General features: G+C 41.5%; 24 protein-coding genes. 12 read left to right on the top strand and 12 right to left on the bottom strand.

Annotated features, from left to right (window positions below; genetic code table 11):
- Positions 1-90 precede the first annotated feature (90 nt).
- The 4 genes from AE2B122_RS08460 to AE2B122_RS08445 all read right to left on the bottom strand — a co-directional run bounded on the left by AE2B122_RS08460 (position 91) and on the right by AE2B122_RS08445 (position 3774).
- On the bottom strand, positions 91-1032 hold the full coding sequence (locus AE2B122_RS08460) for a siderophore ABC transporter substrate-binding protein (RefSeq protein WP_175073737.1): 942 nt from the start codon (positions 1030-1032) through the stop codon (positions 91-93).
- A gap of 96 nt (positions 1033-1128) precedes the next feature.
- Positions 1129-1884 (bottom strand): ABC transporter ATP-binding protein, encoded by a 756-nt coding sequence (locus tag AE2B122_RS08455; RefSeq protein ID WP_095268544.1) that lies wholly within the window; start codon positions 1882-1884, stop codon positions 1129-1131.
- Positions 1881-2831: an iron chelate uptake ABC transporter family permease subunit gene (locus AE2B122_RS08450; protein ID WP_175073736.1), complete on the bottom strand. Its 951-nt coding sequence runs from the start codon at positions 2829-2831 to the stop codon at positions 1881-1883. The genes AE2B122_RS08455 and AE2B122_RS08450 overlap by 4 nt, the downstream gene beginning before the upstream one ends.
- Complete coding sequence (locus AE2B122_RS08445; protein ID WP_175073735.1) at positions 2824-3774, bottom strand: ABC transporter permease; 951 nt, start codon at positions 3772-3774, stop codon at positions 2824-2826. The genes AE2B122_RS08450 and AE2B122_RS08445 overlap by 8 nt, the downstream gene beginning before the upstream one ends.
- Positions 3775-3928: 154 nt before the next feature.
- Here AE2B122_RS08445 and AE2B122_RS08440 point away from each other — a divergent pair, with 154 nt between their 5' ends.
- The gene (locus AE2B122_RS08440) at positions 3929-4663 is read left to right on the top strand and encodes a YqcI/YcgG family protein (RefSeq protein WP_175073734.1); all 735 of its coding nucleotides are present in this window, start codon (positions 3929-3931) and stop codon (positions 4661-4663) included.
- Positions 4664-4718: 55 nt separating this feature from the next.
- Positions 4719-4952, top strand: a complete 234-nt coding sequence (gene tlp / locus AE2B122_RS08435) for a small acid-soluble spore protein Tlp (protein ID WP_095218382.1) — start codon at positions 4719-4721, stop codon at positions 4950-4952.
- Positions 4953-4982: 30 nt separating this feature from the next.
- Here tlp and AE2B122_RS08430 read toward each other — a convergent pair whose 3' ends face one another.
- The 6 genes from AE2B122_RS08430 to AE2B122_RS08405 all read right to left on the bottom strand — a co-directional run bounded on the left by AE2B122_RS08430 (position 4983) and on the right by AE2B122_RS08405 (position 7814).
- Positions 4983-5597, bottom strand: coding sequence for a spore coat protein (locus AE2B122_RS08430; RefSeq protein ID WP_371809506.1), 615 nt, complete (start codon positions 5595-5597; stop codon positions 4983-4985).
- A 69-nt stretch (positions 5598-5666) separates the two neighbouring features.
- Entirely contained in the window at positions 5667-5798 is a 132-nt protein-coding gene (locus AE2B122_RS08425; RefSeq protein WP_084160843.1) for a YfhD family protein, read from the bottom strand.
- A 49-nt stretch (positions 5799-5847) separates the two neighbouring features.
- Positions 5848-6069, bottom strand: a complete 222-nt coding sequence (locus tag AE2B122_RS08420; protein ID WP_095218383.1) for an alpha/beta-type small acid-soluble spore protein — start codon at positions 6067-6069, stop codon at positions 5848-5850.
- A complete protein-coding gene (locus AE2B122_RS08415; RefSeq protein WP_175073733.1) occupies positions 6066-6236 on the bottom strand; it encodes a hypothetical protein in 171 nt (56 codons plus the stop codon). The genes AE2B122_RS08420 and AE2B122_RS08415 overlap by 4 nt, the downstream gene beginning before the upstream one ends.
- A gap of 96 nt (positions 6237-6332) precedes the next feature.
- Positions 6333-7181 (bottom strand): undecaprenyl-diphosphate phosphatase, encoded by an 849-nt coding sequence (locus AE2B122_RS08410; protein WP_175073732.1) that lies wholly within the window; start codon positions 7179-7181, stop codon positions 6333-6335.
- 12 nt (positions 7182-7193) lie between these two features.
- On the bottom strand, positions 7194-7814 hold the full coding sequence (locus AE2B122_RS08405; RefSeq protein ID WP_095268539.1) for a DedA family protein: 621 nt from the start codon (positions 7812-7814) through the stop codon (positions 7194-7196).
- A gap of 234 nt (positions 7815-8048) precedes the next feature.
- On the opposite strand from AE2B122_RS08405, the gene AE2B122_RS08400 reads away from it, so the two are divergent.
- The 5 genes from AE2B122_RS08400 (at position 8049) to AE2B122_RS08380 (ending at position 14069) form a co-directional block, all read left to right on the top strand.
- The gene (locus AE2B122_RS08400; protein WP_175073731.1) at positions 8049-9173 is read left to right on the top strand and encodes a conserved virulence factor C family protein; all 1125 of its coding nucleotides are present in this window, start codon (positions 8049-8051) and stop codon (positions 9171-9173) included.
- A 4-nt stretch (positions 9174-9177) separates the two neighbouring features.
- On the top strand, positions 9178-9606 hold the full coding sequence (locus AE2B122_RS08395) for a BrxA/BrxB family bacilliredoxin (protein ID WP_175073730.1): 429 nt from the start codon (positions 9178-9180) through the stop codon (positions 9604-9606).
- Positions 9607-9778: 172 nt separating this feature from the next.
- A complete protein-coding gene (locus tag AE2B122_RS08390) occupies positions 9779-11182 on the top strand; it encodes a sensor domain-containing diguanylate cyclase (RefSeq protein WP_175073729.1) in 1404 nt (467 codons plus the stop codon).
- A gap of 329 nt (positions 11183-11511) precedes the next feature.
- A complete protein-coding gene (katA, locus tag AE2B122_RS08385) occupies positions 11512-12969 on the top strand; it encodes a catalase KatA (protein WP_095218389.1) in 1458 nt (485 codons plus the stop codon).
- Positions 12970-13100: 131 nt separating this feature from the next.
- Entirely contained in the window at positions 13101-14069 is a 969-nt protein-coding gene (locus tag AE2B122_RS08380; RefSeq protein ID WP_371809508.1) for a sodium:calcium antiporter, read from the top strand.
- 62 nt (positions 14070-14131) lie between these two features.
- Here the strand turns inward: AE2B122_RS08380 and murB are convergent, their stop codons facing one another.
- Both murB and AE2B122_RS08370 read right to left on the bottom strand, forming a co-directional pair.
- Complete coding sequence (murB, locus tag AE2B122_RS08375) at positions 14132-15052, bottom strand: UDP-N-acetylmuramate dehydrogenase (RefSeq protein ID WP_175073761.1); 921 nt, start codon at positions 15050-15052, stop codon at positions 14132-14134.
- A 151-nt stretch (positions 15053-15203) separates the two neighbouring features.
- Complete coding sequence (locus AE2B122_RS08370; RefSeq protein ID WP_175073727.1) at positions 15204-15821, bottom strand: nuclear transport factor 2 family protein; 618 nt, start codon at positions 15819-15821, stop codon at positions 15204-15206.
- 192 nt (positions 15822-16013) lie between these two features.
- Between AE2B122_RS08370 and AE2B122_RS08365 the strand changes: the two genes are divergently transcribed.
- From AE2B122_RS08365 to AE2B122_RS08345, 5 genes are all read left to right on the top strand, one after another.
- Complete coding sequence (locus AE2B122_RS08365; protein ID WP_175073726.1) at positions 16014-16169, top strand: hypothetical protein; 156 nt, start codon at positions 16014-16016, stop codon at positions 16167-16169.
- A gap of 223 nt (positions 16170-16392) precedes the next feature.
- Positions 16393-16707 (top strand): PTS sugar transporter subunit IIB, encoded by a 315-nt coding sequence (locus tag AE2B122_RS08360; RefSeq protein WP_095218392.1) that lies wholly within the window; start codon positions 16393-16395, stop codon positions 16705-16707.
- A gap of 15 nt (positions 16708-16722) precedes the next feature.
- On the top strand, positions 16723-18039 hold the full coding sequence (gene celB / locus AE2B122_RS08355; protein WP_095218393.1) for a PTS cellobiose transporter subunit IIC: 1317 nt from the start codon (positions 16723-16725) through the stop codon (positions 18037-18039).
- Positions 18032-19468, top strand: a complete 1437-nt coding sequence (locus AE2B122_RS08350) for a glycoside hydrolase family 1 protein (RefSeq protein WP_254593457.1) — start codon at positions 18032-18034, stop codon at positions 19466-19468. Before celB ends, AE2B122_RS08350 begins: the two co-directional genes overlap by 8 nt.
- A 36-nt stretch (positions 19469-19504) precedes the next feature.
- Complete coding sequence (locus AE2B122_RS08345; protein WP_175073724.1) at positions 19505-20407, top strand: ROK family protein; 903 nt, start codon at positions 19505-19507, stop codon at positions 20405-20407.
- The last annotated feature ends 26 nt before the right edge of the window (positions 20408-20433 follow it).

The raw sequence follows: 20433 nt of genomic DNA, 5'->3' as shown, positions 1-20433 counted from the left end.
AACAACGATCCGTTTTCAAGCTTGAAGGTGTTTTTATTTGTCTCAGCCTAGGGGGTCAGTCCCTATGCATTTGCGCTTTTTTCTTCTTTCTTATTTCAATGCATCAGAGACTTCTTTCACTTTCTCCAATTCAGACTCCAGTCCGCCACCGGATAGGTACCAGTAATCCGGCTTTAAGTAGGTGATGTGGTTTTCCTTAGCAGCATTCGTACCATTTACTAATTCGTTGTCCAATACTTTCTCAGCTGAAGATGTACCGCCACCTACAACTGCTCCGCGATCGACTACAAACAGATAATCCGGGTTCTTTTCAGAAATATATTCAAAACCAATGCTCTGACCATGCGTAGAGGATTCGATTGTTTCATCAACAGCAGGCACACCATAAACATCATGGATTACACCAAAGCGAGAAGCTTTGCCGTAGGCACTTACACTGCCGTCATTCACGAGTGTGATCAATGCTTTTCCATCCATGCCCTCTGCTTTTGTCTTCAGATCAGCAATAGCATCATCAATTTCACCTAGCGCTGTTTCTGCTTCTTTTTCTTTACCTACGATTTGTGCAATCGTTTCTGTGTTCTTCTTGAATGAGTTCATATAATCTGTCGTATCAACACCGATATAAATAGTCGGTGCAAGTTCACTAAGCTGTTCATAATAGTCGCTTTGACGACCTGAGATGAAAATAACATCCGGCTGCATTTCAGCAATTTTCTCTAAATCCGGCTCTTTCAAACCACCGACGTTTTCATAATCGTCACTGCTGTATTTGGAAAGATAATCAGGAAGATTTTCTTGTGCAACACCTGCAACCTCGACACCTAGTTTGTCCAATGTGTCTAATGCGCCCATATCAAACGTAACGATCTTCTCTGGATTTTTGGATACTTCTGTTTTACCAAGCTCATGCTCAATTGTAAGCTTCTCTTCCTCTTTATCTGCACCGCTTGCACTATCGGAATTGCTTCCGCATGCTGCTAGCAGTAGAACGAATAATAGACCTGTCATCAGTAATGTTAATTTCTTCATTTTATCTTATCTCCTTTTTCTTTGTGATGTATGTTCTGCTGGCCAAGAAAGGCAGTTAGCTTCATAACGGCATCACCCCTTTAACCTGTATGGGTTTTAGAAATAGACACATATTCGATTACAGCTGATATTGTGAACATCGATATCCAAATCATAGATGGATTTGAGGACATCAGATTGAATGATATCTTCGGTAGGACCTTCTGCTACAATCTTGCCATCCTTCATTGCCACGATCCGGTCTGAATAAACAGAAGCGAAATTGATATCGTGGATGACAAGCAATATCGTCTTGCCAAAATCCTCTACCAGCTTCCGAAGCAGCTTCATCATTTGAACGGCATGCTTCATATCGAGATTATTCAGCGGTTCGTCAAGCAAGATATAATCTGTATCCTGTGCCAACACCATCGCGATGAATGCCCGCTGCTTCTGACCGCCGCTCAGTTCGTTCAAATATTTATTTTCCATTTCCTCCAGATTCACATACGTAATAGCTTCACTGACCTTCTGTTCATCTTCTGCAGTGAGACGCCCGCTCGAATACGGAAAACGCCCAAAGCTCACTAACTCACGAACTGTCAGTCTCATCTGGACGACATTGGACTGACGCAAGATAGCAATTGTCTTCGCCAAATCCTTACTCTTTTGTTTATGTACGTCTTTTCCGTCAAGGTAGACAATACCATCATCCTGTTTTAACAAGCGGCTCACCATGGAAAGCAAGGTACTCTTCCCTGCACCGTTTGGGCCGATGAAACTAGTGATCGCACCGCGTTTCACCTCGATGGAAACATCCTGAATGACTTTCTTGGATCCGAAATACTTGGAAAGCTTTTCTGCAACGATCATATCTTCTTACTCTCCCTTACTAATAAATAAATGAAGTAAATTCCACCGACAAAATTGATGATGACACTGATTGGCGTTGAGAAGGAGAAGATCCTTTCCACAACAAGCTGACCGCCTAGCAATGCGATGACACTGAGCAGACTTGCAGCTATCAGCAGGTACGTATGCCGGAATGTCTGCAGGAATTCCCGCGCCAGATTGGCTGTCAGCAATCCGAGGAACGTGATAGGTCCGACTAAGGCGGTTGACACGGCAACGAGTACTGCAATCACCAAGAACATCCGTTTGACGATTTTTTCATATGGCACTCCGAGATTCACTGCATGATCGCGACCGATGGACATGACATCAAAATAGTGACGATAACGGAATATGTAAATACAAAGCACAGTGATGATTACTGCTGAAATAAGCAGTAGATCCGTGTTAACATCTGTGAAGCTTGCAAACATGCTATCCTGAATCAAAAGAAATTCATTCGGGTCGATTATCATCTGCATGAAAGAAGACAAGCTGCTGAAAAATGTACCCAGCACCAAGCCTACGAGCAGCAACAGAAACAGATTACTTTGTCCTCTGCGGAACAGCAGCTGATAAAGCCCGAAAGCGAAACCGACCATCAGCAGAATAGTAAGGAAGAAATACGCATCACTTTGCATGATTACAAATGTTCCTGAACCGAATAGGAAGACGACGATGGTTTGAATGAACATATAGACACTATCCAGTCCCATAATGCTCGGCGTCAGGATTCTATTATGCGTAATAGTTTGGAACACAACAGTCGAAACACCAATCGAAACAGAACATAAGATCATAGCTAGGATTTTTTCCAGCCGAGTGCGCAGCAGGTACTCCATCGCTTGGAAGTTCATATGAATGAAAAGGTAAAGACTGGCCAAAGACAAGGCGACAACGAGCAGTAATATAATCTTCCGTTTAAGCATAGGCGTTTCTCCTTAACAGCATATAAAGGAAGATACCTGTGCCGATGACACCCACCATCAAACCGACAGATATTTCATAAGGATAAATGATCAAGCGTCCTGCTATATCACATACAAGCAGGAATACTGCACCAAGCACACCTGTATGCCAGATACTGTTCTTTAAATTGTCGCCGCGATACATGCTGACGATATTTGGTACAATTAAACCAAGAAACGGAATCATTCCGACAGTTAAAATAACAACTGCAGTAATGATTGCGACAACAATCAATCCTACATTCACGACATACTTGTAAGGAAGACCGAGATTCGTAGCAAAGTCTTCTCCCATGCCAGCGACTGTGAACATATTGGCAAACAGAAAAGCAATGATTAGGAGCGGTATACTTATGTAAAGAAGCTCATAGCGTCCTTCCATGATCAAAGAGAAGTCTCCCTGAAGCCAAGAGGACATATTTTGAACCAGGTCAAACTTGAGTGCAAAAAATGTTGCAATCGAACTGACTACATTTCCCAGCATAATTCCGACTAGCGGTATAAAAATTGTATCCTTCTGCTTCAGTCTCTGGAGAATGCCCATGAAGAGCAAGGTGCCGAATAAAGCAAAAGCAGCTGCGATGCACATCTTTAAGATCGGACTGCCATCTGTGAAGAACAGCAAGGATATTAGAATTCCCAACCTTGCCCAATCCATTGTCCCCGCAGTTGTCGGGGATACGAATTTGTTTTGGGTAAGCTGCTGCATAATAAGTCCGCATATGCTGAGACTTATGCCAGCCATGATAATGCTGAGCATCCGCGGCAGCCGGCTGATCATAACGATATTCCAGGCTTCCTCATCCATCTTCCACAGTGCAGAAAATGACACGTTTTCTACCCCGACAAACAGGGAACAAACAGCTAATAGAACGGTAATAATAATCAAGTAAATCAACTTCATAAGCGTCAAACCTCTTCAGCAGCATCAATGATACTGATATTCATTATCAATTAGATTCTGTTTTTAGTATAGTAAATGGAAAAAGGCTCGTCAATAGGAGATTTGAACTGACAAAGAATTATAACAATTACTAACTTACATAAGGAGTGTATACATGCTGCCGCTTTTAAAGAAAGAAGACATCAGAACTTCAAATCAACAGCTCCCGACCTGGGCTCTTGATGCTTACCAACCTTTTGCTGAAACAGTTGTCAAAAAGGACTTCCCCTGCTACTTTGGGATTGCTGCACAGAAGAAAGGTGACTTGCGTTATGGCTTTGTTCCTCACGACAACTGGGATGGTGCACTTCAGATTATCAATGATTTCACAAAACTGATGCATACTCAGGAAAAAGCTGTACGTCGAGGTTTATTCCTTTTTTTTGAACCGGAAAATACCGAACAAGATTTGGAATACTACAGAGATTACTTCTGGCGCTTCCTTCAGCGGCTGCATGAAGTGGACGACATTCCATGGCCAGCAGAACGCCCTAGGGATCCAGATCATTTCCTCTTTGATTATCATATCGGCGGGGAGGCTTACTTCCTATTCGGTAATGCGCCAGCATATAAGCAGCGAATTACACGTGATTTAGGTCCTTCCCTTGTCATTGGACTGCAGCCACGCAGTATCTTCGACGGGCTGGAAGGAGATAAACCCGCTGGGACAAAATCACGTGATTCCGTCCGTGACCGGGTAGAAAAATGGGATGAACTGCCGAAACATCCGGATATTGGACACTTCGGTGACCATGGGCACCGTGAATGGAAGCAATATTTCATTGGTGATGATGCTAAACCAATTCAGGGAGGATGTCCTTTCCATCACAAGGAAATAAAGCATACATAACTTCTCTTTCGAGGCAGATACTACATTATATCTGTTCTGAAAAGGAGGTCCATGAATGCCGAACCCGGATAATCGCGCAGATAATGCGGAGCGTATCGAGGATACAATCCAGCATACCCTGCAGAATGTTCATCAAACAGAGGATTTTGTCAAAGCGAACAGTGAGCATTTGACAGATGACGAAATGTCATTTCTGAAAGAAAAGAACGAGCGACGTGCTGCAAGTGTAGACAGCCTTCGTCATGAGTTAAAAGAAGAAGCAAATTATCAACAGCAGAAAGACAAATAAAAAGGTCCGCCATAATGGCGGACCTTTTCATTAATGCGTTTGGTTCAACGGAACTGTATCATAACTCTGCATCATAGCTGCCTGATCGGCAGGCTGCAGCTGCGGTACCTGATAATAGTGGTGTTTGTTTTGATACAGGAAGATTTCATAGCTCATCTCAATCAGGTTCGGTACTGTATCTGCAACAACTCGACGAAGAACCGGGTTCGTGATTTCACATGCACTCATTGCACACATGGAAGACATCCCTTTCACTTGTGCCAGCATATAAGCAGATAGACCTTGCTCATTTACTTCACTAACAGAAGTGTTAGGCTTTTTTGGCTGGGACGGTGTAATTCCATAAACAACATCATTACCTTGCTGCATATTGTATTGTTTCGTTGGTTGAGATGGATCCTGACCTGTTTTGAACGCCTCCACCATTGTGTTGTACGTCTGCTTCAGAAAATCGCACTGATTATGCGCAATTGTTTTCAGCTCCTGATCCTGCATATGCTGCTCAAAGATCTGATATTGGTCCATCACACTAATCATACCAGCTAGAATTTCATGTGTATCAAAAACTTCATGACCACCATGGTTCTGCTTGCCATGCAAAGTTGTCGGCTGATTCATCTGTGCAGTCTGCATCTGGTTTTCCAATGTGATAACCCCCTATATGAAATGTCGTGCCTTGTTAGTATGCTATCTGAAACAAGCACTTATGACCGGTTATTTATGCCTTTTGGCTACTCGAGCATCTGCTGCATCGGAACGAGCCTGCGCTTCTAAATCATCAACATCTGCTTCCTCTTGGGAGAATGAGATATCTTTCCCATCCCCATCTAGATCGGTATAACGCATATAATAATCTTCCAATGATTTATCCTTGTCGTTCACGGGCTTTTCCTCCTTAACGGTGCTTCAGATTTTCTTCCGCCATCCTTACGAGTTCACGGACCATATTACCGCCAATGCTGCCACCTGTTTTGCCATTCTCTCTGCTCGTTCTATTACCTAAATCACCAGCCTGCTCAGTCTGGTAAGGCTGGTTGGCATCCTGAATGATTTTATATTTCAGCTGATCAAGACCTTCCCGCGCCTCGGGCACGAGTATTTTATTACGCCTCGTCATCGGTAGTGCCCTAGTGTATGTGCGTCACCTGTCTCGCCTTCATAGTCGGCACGCACATGCTTCTTGTTTGTATCCTGTTCATCCCGCTTGGCTGTGAGCCCTTCCTCCATGCCTGGCTGATACGTATCGTCAATCCAGATACCGCCATCCACTCGATGCTTTTTCATGATGCTTCTCCTCCTTTCTGCATTAGTTTCTGTCTTTGGCGCCATAATATGAAAGGCACTTCTAGCCAAAAAAAAGACCCCTGTACAAGACAGGGATCAGTTAATGATCAAGAAGATTACGATCACAATCGCCAGAGCAATTCGGTAAAAGGCGAAAGGTACAAGTTTATATTTGGAAATAATTTTCAAGAACATCCGGATTGCAATCAGTGCAAAAATAAATGCGCTGATGAATCCGACAATAAAGAACGGAATCACATCAGGAGTGAAAGCATGCAAGTGATTACGCAACGAGACAAGGCTCGCACCTGCCATGATAGGCACTGCCATGATGAAAGTGAAATCTGATGCTACGCGGTGGTTCAAGCCAAGAATGACACCGCCAGAGATTGTTGCTCCGGAACGGGAAAAACCTGGCCATAAAGAGATACACTGGAATAACCCAATCAGAAAAGCCTTCTTATAGGTAAGACCATCCAATGAATCGATTGTTTTTGTCTTTTTTGATGATACTCTATCTGCAAAGATCATGAATATTGCCCCAACAACCAAAGCTACGATAACGTACCATACGGAAAACAGATACTCATCAATAATATCATCGAACAAAAGCCCAAGAACCCCTGCCGGCAGCAAGCCAACAATAACTATTCCAAGGTTGAACTTGTTTTGTTTTCCTGGCATCGATTCTGTTTTTCCCTGCAGTTTGCGAATACCAAGAATCTGCATGAACTTGTCCCAGAAAACGATGACAGAAGCCAAGATGCTGCCAAGCTGAATAACGATGATGAATGTGTTCGCTACTTCGTTGTTAAATAATTCGTGTATCTTCAGCCACATATCATCAACGATGATCAAGTGACCTGTAGATGAAACCGGGGCAAACTCTGTCAACCCTTCGACCAGCCCCATGATCAAGGCCGAAAAGAACTCAATGATACTCATGCCTCTACTCCTCTAGCTACTTTTTTTCTTTTTATTCCGTCTGATGAACCATATGACGAATAGCACGATAAGAATCGCCAGTACTACGATGACAACATCCTGATAATAACCAAGATATGTTTCCACTGTCGTCCAGGACTCACCGAGCCAATAACCTAGCAATACTAATACTGTATTCCAAATGAGTGTTCCTAATGTCGTGAAGATGAGGAACAGCGGAAAATTCATATTAGACATCCCGGCCGGTATGGAAATCAAGCTCCGAATAACAGGTACAAATCGGCAAAGGAATATTGTCCATACACCATACTTATCGAACCAAGCATCTGCTTTATGTATGTCTTCTTTCTTAATTCGTAAAATATGTCCCCAGCGATCCACGATTTTCTCCAGACGTTCAACATCTAAAAGAAGCCCGATACCGTAAAGGATAAGAGCCCCAAGGACTGCACCGATCGTTGCTGCAATAATAACACCGACTATAGTGACACTACCAGAAGTGGTTGTCAGGAAGCCGCCGAACAGCAGGATGATCTCTGATGGGATCGGCGGGAATACGTTTTCGCCTGCCATCAGCAATACGATCGCAAAATAACCGAATTGTTCCATAAACTGCGTTATCCAATTATCCATTTTACAACTCCAAACGTAAATTATTTACCAAATCATTATAGCATCCTGTACCCGAAAAGGTGGATTTTTTTACGTATTATTAACATTCTAACAGACAGCTCCTAAGAGGTTAATAGAAACAGAGACTTAGTTTCCACTAGGCTCAAGTCCTAGGTTCGCATTGTCGCACCTTTCACCCCATCTGTGATATAGTCTATAGGAAGAAAATGATTATTATATATAAGGGGGAATACGATGAAAATCGTGACAATCGAGCCTACCCCGAGTCCATACTCGATGAAAATCGTGGTGGATGACATGCTGCCGATGGGCAGCAGTTTCGATTACAAACGAGAGACATATTCTTCTGGCGACCCTGACTACGTCCAGGCGTTATTTCAAATTGAAGGTGTGAAAGGTATTTACCGTGTGGCAGACTTCCTTGCACTGGAACGAAGCCCAAAATCAGCTTGGGAGACCATACTGCCTGCTGTACGTGGAGCATTCGGAGAGAATAGCCAAGGTGCACCGGCAGAAGTAGGCATCCAAGAACCGCATTATGGCCAAGTGGATGTTCAGGTACAGACGATTTATGGTGTACCGATGCAAATCAAGCTTCTATTTGATGAACAAGAGAAGCGGATTGGACTTCCTGCTTTGTTTACGGAAGCAGCAATGGAAGCCGCCGGGGACGACAATATTGTATTTGCCCGTAAATGGGAAGAACAGTATCCCCGTTATGGTGATCCAGATCAGGTAGGACAGGATATTTATGAAGAATTGCTCGCAAGTTATAGCTCAGAACGGCTGCGGGAACTCGTAGCACGTGCCAGGAATCCTCAAGCCCCAGCGGCGAAGCGACAGCAGCCGACAATGGATGTGTGGAATGAAGATGATTGGCGCGTACGCTATCGCGCATTGGATGCGCTGGAGCCTGGCATTGCGCATCTTCCTTTCTTGGATAAAGCTCTGCAGGACCCGAAAGCCTCCATTCGCCGGCTAGCAACTGCTTATCTAGGCATGATAGAAGATAAAGCTGTCCTACCACTGCTATACCTCGCCTTGCGGGATAAGGTCGTAACAGTTAGACGGACCGCTGGTGACTGTCTATCGGACCTCGGCTTCAAAGAAGCAACACCAGCAATGGAAGCGACACTTGCCGACCCAAGTCGGATTGTCAGATGGCGGGCTGCGATGTTTTTATATGAAATTGGAGATAGCGAAAGCTTGCCGTTGCTTGAAAAAGCAGCAAGACAGGAAACAGAATTTGAAGTGAAGCTGCAGCTTAATATGGCAATTGAACGAATTGCTGGGGGCGAAGCAGCAAAAGGTTCCGTCTGGAAACAAATGACGGAAGCAACAAAACAAAAGGAGGAATAACAAAATGAATGCATACGAAGAATATATGCGCGGCATCGTCCAACCTATGCGGGATGAGCTGACACAGGCAGGGTTCCAGGAGCTAACTGATGCTGAAAAGGTTGAAAACTATGTGGAGCAGGCAAAAGGCAGCACACTGGTAGTTGTCAATTCTGTATGCGGCTGTGCAGCAGGCCTTGCACGTCCAGCAGTCAGAGAATCCTTACAGAACGCTAAAAAACCAGAAAATCTTGTAACTGTATTTGCAGGTCAGGATAAAGAAGCTACAGAAAAGATGCGGGAATACTTTACAGATCAACCGCCATCCTCCCCTTCTGTCGCATTGATGCAGGACGGAAAATTAGTCCATTTCATCCCTCGCGAACAAATTGAAGGCTATGATGTAGAAGAAATCGTGGAAAATCTTACAATTGCTTATAATAACCATCTGTAAAGAGCTGCTATTGCAGCTCTTTTTTGTTCGTCATTCAGTTAATCCTTCTTTGTTACATATCCTTCTCTTACAATTTGCTTGCAATCTTTACAATGTGTTAAGAATCAAAGAAAATGGAGCTTTCTGTCTGGTTATGTAGTACACTATCTTAAAAAAAGTGAAGGAAAAATTCATGAAGCAGACAAACGATTTCGATACACATCATCAGTCACTCCTGTCACACAGGATTAAGCTGAGTTCCATTACACTGCTTGCTTGTTATCCACTATTCCTAATTGCGGATATATCCCTATATAGATCTTTAGATAACCCAGATTATGTACTTCCACTTGCCCTTGTCCATCTGACTGGCATGCTGATGTCTGCTTGTTATCTTCTCTTTTTCAAATCAGTGTATTCCAGTTTTCTCAGTGTCTGTTACATAGGGCTGTATATCGCCCAAGGTGCGTTTTCTTCCTTCAATAGCTTTCAGCAGGAAGGTAATATGTATGCCTATCTCATTATCCTGCTTGCCTGTGCTTCCCTTTTACCGATTCGGCCGATTATTTATGTCCTTTTGGCAGGTATAGCGCATATCATGCTTCTGGGCGGTCTATTCTACTTACATTCCGGTACTGTCTCGCTTATTATGCTTATTAATTTCACAGGTGCATTGGTAGTAAGTGCAATAATCAATCTCAGTTTCTATCACTACTTGAGAAAAGACTATAATAGCCAAATGCAGCTAGAGGAGGAAAAACGCAACTTTAAAAGCCTGTTTTTTGCCAATCCGCAGCCAGTTGTGCTTATTGATTTAGTTACTGAAAATATTATTCTGTACAATAAACAAGCTGGACATTTTTTTGGAATCACCCCACAAACAGTCAGCGGCTTTTCCCTCACCTCCTTCTTTCCTGACAAGAAAGAGCAGGAAGTATTGTTAGGACAGCTAAAAAACGAAGTAAAGATTGAAAATTATATCACCCATAATCTGGTACATCATGCAAACTGGATGATGCTGAATTTTGAGTTGCTCAGTTATAACAAAAAAGATGCGCTTTTAATCAGTGTAACGGACATAACAAGCTTCAAGCGTATCGAAAAAGAACTACAGGAGCATGCCAGCCGGGATGTACTTACGGGTGTATTCAACCGTCGTGCCGGTATCCAATTTATTGAGGATCTTCTCCAGCAAGGCAAACATCCCTTCTGCCTCTGTTTTGTAGATGTGAACAATTTAAAACGTGTAAATGACGAGCACGGGCATAATGAAGGCGACCAGCTTATTCAGCTTATCGCCTCTACAATAACCTTGACCTTGACAGAAGATGAATATCTTTTCCGCCATGGTGGTGATGAATTCATTATCTTGCTTCCTCAGACAGACCGCAGCCAAGCAGAAGGATTCCTCGAGAAACTGCAGGAGAGTCTAACCCGTTTGAATGACTCAAAAATAAAAGCATATCCGATTGCAGCAAGTTTCGGCATCCATGACTATGCACCAGGCTCGATGCTGACAGTCACAGAAATGATAGAAATTGCAGATCAGGAAATGTACAAATCAAAACAAAAGCACAAAGAAGCTCAATTCCAATAATTGGGCTTCTTCGCATATTGAAAACCCTTTCATAATTTGATAGACTTAATTTATCGAAGGAGGAGGGGTGCCAATGTGGAAAACAAACTTGTTAATCAGCGGTAGCATAGTGGGGTGTGCTTTAGTCACATGGGTAGCTTCTTTATAATATTTTTTGTAAACGATATCATTTAAACGGAAGGATAAACTAGCTTTCTAGCTGGTTTATCCTTTTTTATTTATCCTTATAATAACTTTATAATTATTATAAATAAGTATTGATTTTTAATAAAAAGATGTTACTATGTTTATAGATTTACTAACACAATACTTTTTCTGAGGTGATTTTCTTGGCAGATAAAAAACTAACTACTAGCTGGGGTGCTCCAGTTGGAGATAACCAGAATTCACAAACTGCTGGCTCACGTGGACCTACACTGATCCAGGATGTGCATCTTCTTGAAAAACTAGCACACTTTAACCGTGAACGCGTTCCTGAACGTGTTGTACACGCAAAAGGTGCCGGTGCACATGGTTACTTCGAAGTCACCAATGATGTTTCCAAATATACAAAAGCAGACTTCCTTTCTGAAGTTGGTAAAAAAACAGATATGTTCATCCGTTTCTCTACAGTAGCTGGTGAGCTTGGTTCTGCTGACACAGTACGTGACCCTCGCGGTTTCGCTGTTAAATTCTATACCGAAGAAGGAAACTATGATCTAGTCGGTAATAATACACCTGTATTCTTCATCCGTGATGCAATCAAGTTCCCTGACTTCATCCATACACAAAAAAGACATCCGCAAACACATTTGAAAAACCCTGATGCGGTATGGGATTTCTGGTCTCTATCCCCTGAAAGCTTGCACCAGGTTTCTATTCTTATGTCTGACCGCGGTATTCCTGCAACATTGCGTAATATGCACGGTTTCGGTTCCCATACATTCAAATGGGTTAACGAAAAAGGCGAAGGTGTTTGGGTGAAATATCACTTCAAAACACAGCAAGGCGTTAAAAACATGGATCCTGCTGTTGCTGCAAAAATTGCCGGTGAGCATCCGGATTACCATACAGAAGATCTATTCAATGCAATCGAAAACGGCGATTTCCCTGAATGGAAGCTTTATGTTCAAATCATGCCGCTTGAAGATGCAAACACATATCGCTTCGATCCATTCGATGTAACAAAAGTATGGTCACAAAAAGATTACCCGCTAATCGAAGTTGGCCGCATGGTATTGAACCGCAACCCTGAGAACTACTTCGCGGAAGTAGAACAAGCTACGTTCTCTCCTGGAACACTTGTACCAGGTATCGACGTTTCTCCTGATAAGATGCTTCAAGGTCGTCTGTTTGCTTACCATGATGCACATCGTTATCGTGTAGGTGCTAACCACCAAGCACTTCCGATCAACCGTGCGCGCAATGAAGTGAACAATTACCAGCGTGATGGTCAAATGCGTTTCGACAACAATGGCGGAAGCGGCGTTTACTACGAGCCAAACAGCGTTGCTGGAACACCAAAAGAAGATCCAGCAAGCAAAATGGCACCATTCGAAGTATCCGGACTAGCTGATAGCGTTGGTTATGATGAAAACGATCACTACACGCAGCCGGGAGATTTGTACCGTCTTATGACAGACGATGAAAAAACTCGCCTTGTACAGAACTTCGTTGATGCAATGAAGCCTGTTACTCGTAAAGAAATTCTTGAACGCGAAGTAGGTCATATCTACAAAGCAGATAAAGAATGGGGACAGCGTGTCGCTGATGGACTTGGCGTAAGCATCCCGACAGTAACTGCATAATGCAAAAAAAGACATGCCCAGTGCATGTCTTTTTTATATTGAAGATCCAAAAGTATTGTTATTATTTCTGTTCTTCTGGGTAAATGAATTAGAATGCTTTACTCAGAAAGGAAGATGACCTATATCCCCCCCTGTTATTAGCCGCAATTTTTATTTTAGCTGCCGCTCTATCTGTATATGCAGCTACCCATCTTTCCAACCACGCAGATACAATCAGCAGGAAATCCAATATGAATGGATTCCTTACTGGCACGCTTTTACTTGCAATTGCCACTTCCCTGCCCGAACTGCCCGCTACAATCAGTGCTGCGTTAATTGATAATCCTGATATTGCTGTTGGTAATGGATTAGGAAGCATGCTATTTAATTTATTTGTGCTTTTTCTCTTTGACCTACATTTTCGACGTCGAAAACTGTTTCTCCAAGTAAGCAAACAGCACCTCTATTCAGGTACTATCTCATTGATACTAACGATAGTTGCCATTATTGCTTTAGGAATTAATCACAGCTACACCATTCTAAACATCAGTATCCCAAGTCTGCTGATTATAGCTATCTATGGGGTGGGCATGTATCTTACATCCAAACAAGATATGCCAAATGAATCAGATACGAAAACAGGCAAGGAGGAATCGCTATCCCAAGCAAAGCTGCGATTCCTCCTTTTTGCAAGTATCATCCTTGTAGCTGGAAGCGTACTAAGTCTTTCTGGTGATGCTTTAGCTTCTGCTACTGGCATTAGTGCAACATTCATAGGCAGCATTTTAATAGCTGCTGCCACTTCCCTTCCGGATGCTGTCAGTGTCTATGTTGCTCTAAAGCTAGGTAATCCCAACCTCGCTGTTGGTACTATCCTTGGCAGCAATCTGTTCAATATCATAGTTGTAGCAATATCGGATATTGTATACTTCAACGGAAGTGTTTGGCAGGATACTGCCAATAGTATAATGATAATCGCAATCATCGGTCTTATACTGACTGGTATTTCAATGATCATCATTGCGCGAAAGCATACACGTTCCTTAGCTACCTACATCTTGCCAAGTCTGTTAGTTATACTTTGTTATGCAGCAACAATTGGCTATTTGGTTTTCGCCTAATCATGCAGCTGTAACGCAAAAACCCATGGTTCAATTGATCCATGGGTTTTTCTTTTTATGTTTTATTGCTCAGGAGCATCGCCGATGATACGGACTTCTCTGTGAAGACTGACACCGAACTTCTCCTGGACTGTCTCCTGTACATGCTTGATCAAATTGATATAATCCGATGCTGTTCCGTTGGCTACATTCACCATGAATCCGGCATGCTTACCTGATACCTCTACTCCGCCGATTCGTGTCAGCTGCAGCCCTGCATCCATAATCAGCTTACCAGCAAAGTGACCTGGAGGGCGCTGGAAGACACTGCCGCATGATGGGTACTCAAGCGGCTGCTTTGATTCACGAAGGTATGTTAGTTCATCCATTTTCGCTTTAATCGCCGTTTGGTCACCATTTTCCAATACGAATGTTGCTTCTACAGCAATGTAATTATTCTTCTGCAGAATGCTGGTACGGTAACTAAGTTCCAGCTCCTCACTTGTCATCACTTTTCGTTCACCAGTATCGGTAATGACAACTATCTGCTCGAGAACATCCTTCACTTCTCCACCGTACGCGCCAGCATTCATATATAATGCCCCGCCGATTGAACCAGGAATTCCGCAAGCGAATTCTAATCCAGTCAAACTAGCATCCAGTGCAATTCTGGAAACGTCGATAATCGCTGCACCTGACTGAACTGTAATTCTATTACCTTCCACTTTAACTTCATCGAGTTTCGTCAGGATCATGACCACTCCGCGCAGTCCGCCATCCTGAATGATGACATTCGATGCATTACCGAGTATTGTCAGTGGTACCCCATTTTCTTTTGTATAGGCAACAACCTGTTCAATTTCTGTGTAACTTCTTGGGAAAACGAGTACATCCGCTTTTCCGCCTACTTTTGTATACGTATAGTCTGCAAGCGGTGCTTCTACAAGTACATCCGCATCCTCTAAAAATTGCTTTATGTCTCTCTCCAATGTCTTTACATTCATCATATAATCCCTCATTACTGTATTAGCCGCTGTAAATGAGCGTGCCCCAACCTGTATTGTATACCACATTTCACATACGTGACAATGCTCTTATTTACCCGTTAGGCCAGACATCTGTAGTTTATGCAAAAAATAGACAAATGCGCATATATTACAGCATGGAACAATGTCCGGCAATTACTTGATATTGCTCACCGATTAGCTGCCACACTCGTGTATAAATAAAGTCACCACTGATCTTCTCGTCCCCCTCTTGTCCTTCCAGGCGGATACGGGAGATCGTCACTGCTCCATCCTTTGTCGGTTTGATTTGCAGATCTGTACTGGATACCTTTGTGTAACGTACAGCTAGTGTCCGATGTGCTTCCAAATCCATTTCCTTGGTCACATAACTGCCTTCATGATTGATGAAAACAAGATCATCATGTAAAAATGTGTCCAATGCAAATATATCTCTTGTCTGCATTGCTTCCCGAAGCTCTTGCTCCAGAAGTTCAAACTGATTCGGAGTCACGACCTGATCTGTCTGTTCAATCTGTTTTGAACTCACGCTATTATCTGTCTGTTCTAACTGATCAGGTCTCTTGTTTTCTTCTACAGTAGATTCAATCTTCACTATATGAGCGGTTGCAATATGTACGTCCCCAATCACAACAAAAGCTTTATTCATCATACCCTGGTTGTTCGTTATATGCTCTAATAGTTGCTGTTCAGGCGCTTCTGTTCGAATTTGTTCACCTGTTGATAGCGTAATAATTGTTTCATTCATGAGTGCTCACTCCGTTCTATTTTTGTTCCGACAGGAAGTAACTATTATGATTGTATCGCGATATGAGTACGCAAGGAAGCCATATAGCCTATATTCTCTATTACAAAAACATAACCAAAGCTTCGTAAACTGTTTAGAGTAAGCCCTAAAGGGAAGGGATAGACTATATATGTAAATTTGGAGGTGTACAAGATGAGTAATGATACACGCGAATTCCGGACAGGACAAGGTGTACCGCAAACGAGTGTATATATCTGTCAGTCAGGTGAAAGAGTTGAAATAAAAGAAAACGATGTGTTTCCTGTATGTCCGACAAAAGGCGAGGAAACAACGTGGAAACACGAATAAATATAAGGTGGTGCAGAGATTTTTCTCAGCACTATCTTATTTTTTTATGTCTGTACCCCTTCTCAATTCATTAAGCTTATTTACTTTACTTAATGAAAATAGATTCGGATAGATTTTAAAGATTTCACCCTTAAAGAGGAAAAATAATATGTACAGTTCCCTCTGCACAAAATATATAATCAATTTTGTAAGCGATATCATTATTCGGATATAGGGGGAAATATTGATGAAAATTCTACTTGCTTGTTCTTCTGGAATGTCTACAAGTTTATTAGTATCCAAAATGAAAGATGCTGCTCGAGAAAAAGGAATTGAAGCAGAGATTTGGGCTGTGGCACAGGATAAGGCTGAATCCGACATGGAAAAAGCTGATGTACTGTTAATTGGTCCTCAAATGAGGTTTCTCTTCAAAAAGATCTCAAAAGTTGCTGATGAGAAAGGTGTTCCAGTTGATGTGATCGATCCTATTTCTTACGGACGCATCGACGGAGAAGCAGTGCTGGATAAAGCATTGGAATTAATCCAAAAAAAGGTTTGATAAGGGGGAACCATTATGGGAAGTAAATTCACAGAGACATTAGAAAACATATTATTACCTATTGCTGATAAATTAAATAATAACCGTTATCTGGGCGCACTGCGCGATGGCTTTATGGTTGCTTTGCCTTTTATTATTTTCGGATCTCTATTTGTCGTATTAGCGAACATACCTTTCCTGGACAAAATAATCAGTGAAAATGCTTTGGAAGAATATCAAAGTATTTTAGGGCCTGCTTCTGCTTCTACATTAAGTATTATGGGTCTTTTTGTTATCTTCGGCATCGCCTATAAATTGACTCAGCAATATGGGTTAGAAGCTTTGTATGGCGGCTTCGCTGCACTGGCTTCTTTCATCATTTTGACACCGCAAGTCTTGGAAGGTATTTCTGGGGTTATCCCATCTGCAGCTTTAGGTGCCCAAGGCTTATTCTTAGGGATTTTCACAGCATTTGTATCAGTAGAAATTTATAAATTCTTCGTTAAGAGAAATTGGACTATCAAAATGCCTCAAGGTGTACCTGATGCTGTGGCAAAATCTTTCAGCTCATTAATTCCGATTACATTAACATTAACTTTCTTTTTAGCAATCCGTGCTATTTTCAGCTACACTTCATTCGAAACCTTACAGAATTTTATTTATACACTTATTCAGCAGCCATTAACTTCTTTAGGAAGCGGTCTGATTCCAACAATTATCGCTGTTCTATTAATACAAGTATTTTGGTTCTTCGGGCTTCATGGACAGATTATTGTTAATTCCATTATGGATCCAATTTGGATGACTTTATCACTTGAAAATCTAGAAGCATTCAATGCTGGTCTGGAACGTCCTCATATAGTAAACAACCAGTTTGTAGATACATTCATAGTGGGCATGGGCGGAACTGGTATGACAATGGCTGTAATCTTAGGTATCTTCCTATTCACAAGGAGTCGGCAATTAAAAAATCTCGGAAAGCTTGGCGGTCCTGCTGCTGTTTTCAATGTTAACGAACCTTTGATCTTCGGTTTGCCTATTGTTATGAATCCTATGGTAATTATTCCTTGGCTGCTTTCTCCAGTAATTGTTACCATTGTCACTTACTTTGCAATGGCAAGTGGATTGGTTCCCGTATCAACAGGAGTACATGTACCTTGGACAACACCGATATTTATAAGCGGTATGCTGGTTACGAATTCAATTGCCGGTGCAATCCTGCAGTTAGTAAATCTCGTGATTGTTGTACTAATCTGGCTGCCATTCTTAAGAATTCTAGATAAGCAATATTTCAGGACTGAGCAAACAACTACTAAAGATCAAAAACAAGGACGGGATGATAAAATTGTCTAACAAAGTAATCAAAGTACCAGATAACTTCATTATTGGTGCCGCTTCTTCTGCCTGGCAAACGGAAGGTTGGTCCGGTAAAAAGGATTTTCAGGACTCCTATTTAGACCTTTGGTATAAAAACAATAAGAATGTCTGGCATAATGGCTATGGCCCAGCTGTAGCAACAGATTTTTACAACCGTTACAAAGAAGATATTCAAATGATGAAACAAATTGGACTTACACATTATCGAACTTCTATAAACTGGGCCAGATTTTTAGTAGATTATGAAAATGCCGTAGTTGATGAAGAATATGCTGCTTATTATGAAAACGTAATTGATGAATTACTTAACAACGGCATTGAACCGATGATTTGCCTCGAACACTACGAACTGCCAGCTGTTCTGTTTGAAAAATACGGTGGCTGGGGTTCGAAACATGTTGTGGAATTATTTGAAAAGTATGCAGAAAAGGTTTTCAACCGATACGGCAGCCGGGTCAAACATTGGTTTACATTCAATGAACCCATAGTGGTACAGACTCGCGTTCATTTAGATGCCATTCGCTGGCCCTTTGAGCAAAATACAAAAAAATGGATGCAATGGAATTACAACAAATCTTTAGCTACAGCAAAAGTTGTGAAGCTATTTAAACAAATGCAGTTAAAAGAGAAATTCGATGCAAAGATTGGTAATATCATTAATCCCGAAGTAACATATGCAAGATCCTCTGCAGAACATGATCAAAAAGCTGCACGCATCTATGATTTATTCTTTAATCGTGTATTCTTAGATCCTTCTATTAAGGGAGAATTCCCACCAGAATTATTTGAACTAATGGAGAAACATGACATAACATTCGATTATACGGAAGATGAATTAAGACTTATTAAAGAAAACACTGTAGACTACGTTGGTTTAAACCTTTATTTCCCCCACCGCGTGAAAGCAAGAACTGCTGCATGGAACGAGGATACTCCTTTCCATCCGGAATATTATTATGATAAACACGAATTAACAGGGAAAAAAATGAACCCATACCGCGGTTGGGAAATTTATCCTCAAATAATGTATGATATTGCACTTCGAATGAAAGAGGAATATGGCAACATTGAATGGTTCATTGCAGAAAATGGTATGGGTGTTGAAAATGAACATCGCTTTAAAAACGAAGATAATATAATTCAAGATGATTATCGTATTGAGTTTATAAGTGAACATTTACAATGGTTATTAAAAGCCGTTGATGAGGGGTCAAACTGCACAGGTTATATGCTCTGGGCATTTACAGATAATGTTTCACCAATGAATGCATTTAAAAATCGGTATGGTCTAGTAGAAATCAATTTAAATGAAAACCGTAACCGTAGTCTAAAAAAATCAGGTTATTGGTATAAAGAACTGATCAAATCAAGACAGCTTGAAGTTATAGAAGAAGAATATAAATAAGAGACAGACAGACTCCATGCAAAGAAGGAAAATAATATGAAGAACTTTTTGGCAATTGATATAGGTGGAACATTTGTTAAATACGGAGTAGTTTCAGAAAATGCCGTAATCACTCATTTAAATAAAGTTAAAACACCTGAGACCCTTCAATCACTACTAGATCTTATCGAGCATTTAAGTCAATCTTTAAGTAATATTTCGGGCATCGCTGTTAGTTGTCCTGGCGCTGTTTCTGATGATGGAATTATTTACGGATCCAGCGCTGTTCCTTACATCCACGGCCCCAATATGAAACAGCTAATTGGAGAAAAAACAGGCTTGCATGTATATCTCGAGAATGATGCAAATTGTGCAGGGTATGCTGAGATTTGGGATGGCAACGGCAAGGGAAAGAATGATGTTTTAGTTATGGTTATAGGAACTGGGATTGGCGGGGCTATTTTTAAGAATGGCAGTTTACATAAAGGAGCCAATTTACATGGTGGTGAATTTGGTTATATGCTGCTTACCAACAGTATCTCGAATAGTGATGATGTCTGGAGCAGACTAGCATCTACAAAAGCTTTAGTAAAAAAAGTTGCTAGCTTAAAACAGGTAGATTCACATGTTTTAACTGGAGAACAGGTATTTGAATTAGCCGAATCGGGCGATGTTGAGGTAGCCAAAATTGTGGAGGATTTCTACCACCTTTTAGCAGTCGGAATATACAACTTGCAATACATCTATGATCCTGAAGTGATTTTAATAGGCGGCGGGATCAGCCAAAGAGAAGATTTAATTGAAAAAATCACTCAAAAGCTCGACCTTATCATCGAGAAAATCGACTTAGCTAAAATCAAACCAAGTATTGCAAGATGTAAATTTGCTCAAGATGCAAACTTGTTAGGCGCTGTATATGGCTATCTAAAGTCTAATGAAATAAAAATGCAACGTAGATAAGTTTTATATTGGAGGTTATTAAATTG

The sequence above is a fragment of the Terribacillus sp. AE2B 122 genome, assembly GCF_902497585.1.
GTDB classification, from domain to species: Bacteria; Bacillota; Bacilli; order Bacillales; family Amphibacillaceae; genus Terribacillus; species Terribacillus saccharophilus_A.
Note: the sequence above shows the minus strand (reverse complement) of the source record. Positions and strands in the feature narration are given on the sequence as shown.

Coding starts and splice junctions, on each gene's coding strand:
- AE2B122_RS08460 (WP_175073737.1), bottom strand. CDS start 1,032: ATGAAGAAATTAACATTACTGATGACAGGTCTATTATTCGTTCTACTG.
- AE2B122_RS08455 (WP_095268544.1), bottom strand. CDS start 1,884: ATGATCGTTGCAGAAAAGCTTTCCAAGTATTTCGGATCCAAGAAAGTC.
- AE2B122_RS08450 (WP_175073736.1), bottom strand. CDS start 2,831: ATGCTTAAACGGAAGATTATATTACTGCTCGTTGTCGCCTTGTCTTTG.
- AE2B122_RS08445 (WP_175073735.1), bottom strand. CDS start 3,774: ATGAAGTTGATTTACTTGATTATTATTACCGTTCTATTAGCTGTTTGT.
- AE2B122_RS08440 (WP_175073734.1), top strand. CDS start 3,929: ATGCTGCCGCTTTTAAAGAAAGAAGACATCAGAACTTCAAATCAACAG.
- tlp (WP_095218382.1), top strand. CDS start 4,719: ATGCCGAACCCGGATAATCGCGCAGATAATGCGGAGCGTATCGAGGAT.
- AE2B122_RS08425 (WP_084160843.1), bottom strand. CDS start 5,798: ATGCGTTATACCGATCTAGATGGGGATGGGAAAGATATCTCATTCTCC.
- AE2B122_RS08420 (WP_095218383.1), bottom strand. CDS start 6,069: ATGACGAGGCGTAATAAAATACTCGTGCCCGAGGCGCGGGAAGGTCTT.
- AE2B122_RS08415 (WP_175073733.1), bottom strand. CDS start 6,236: ATGAAAAAGCATCGAGTGGATGGCGGTATCTGGATTGACGATACGTAT.
- AE2B122_RS08410 (WP_175073732.1), bottom strand. CDS start 7,181: ATGAGTATCATTGAGTTCTTTTCGGCCTTGATCATGGGGCTGGTCGAA.
- AE2B122_RS08405 (WP_095268539.1), bottom strand. CDS start 7,814: ATGGATAATTGGATAACGCAGTTTATGGAACAATTCGGTTATTTTGCG.
- AE2B122_RS08400 (WP_175073731.1), top strand. CDS start 8,049: ATGAAAATCGTGACAATCGAGCCTACCCCGAGTCCATACTCGATGAAA.
- AE2B122_RS08395 (WP_175073730.1), top strand. CDS start 9,178: ATGAATGCATACGAAGAATATATGCGCGGCATCGTCCAACCTATGCGG.
- AE2B122_RS08390 (WP_175073729.1), top strand. CDS start 9,779: ATGAAGCAGACAAACGATTTCGATACACATCATCAGTCACTCCTGTCA.
- murB (WP_175073761.1), bottom strand. CDS start 15,052: ATGAATGTAAAGACATTGGAGAGAGACATAAAGCAATTTTTAGAGGAT.
- AE2B122_RS08370 (WP_175073727.1), bottom strand. CDS start 15,821: ATGAATGAAACAATTATTACGCTATCAACAGGTGAACAAATTCGAACA.
- AE2B122_RS08365 (WP_175073726.1), top strand. CDS start 16,014: ATGAGTAATGATACACGCGAATTCCGGACAGGACAAGGTGTACCGCAA.
- celB (WP_095218393.1), top strand. CDS start 16,723: ATGGGAAGTAAATTCACAGAGACATTAGAAAACATATTATTACCTATT.
- AE2B122_RS08345 (WP_175073724.1), top strand. CDS start 19,505: ATGAAGAACTTTTTGGCAATTGATATAGGTGGAACATTTGTTAAATAC.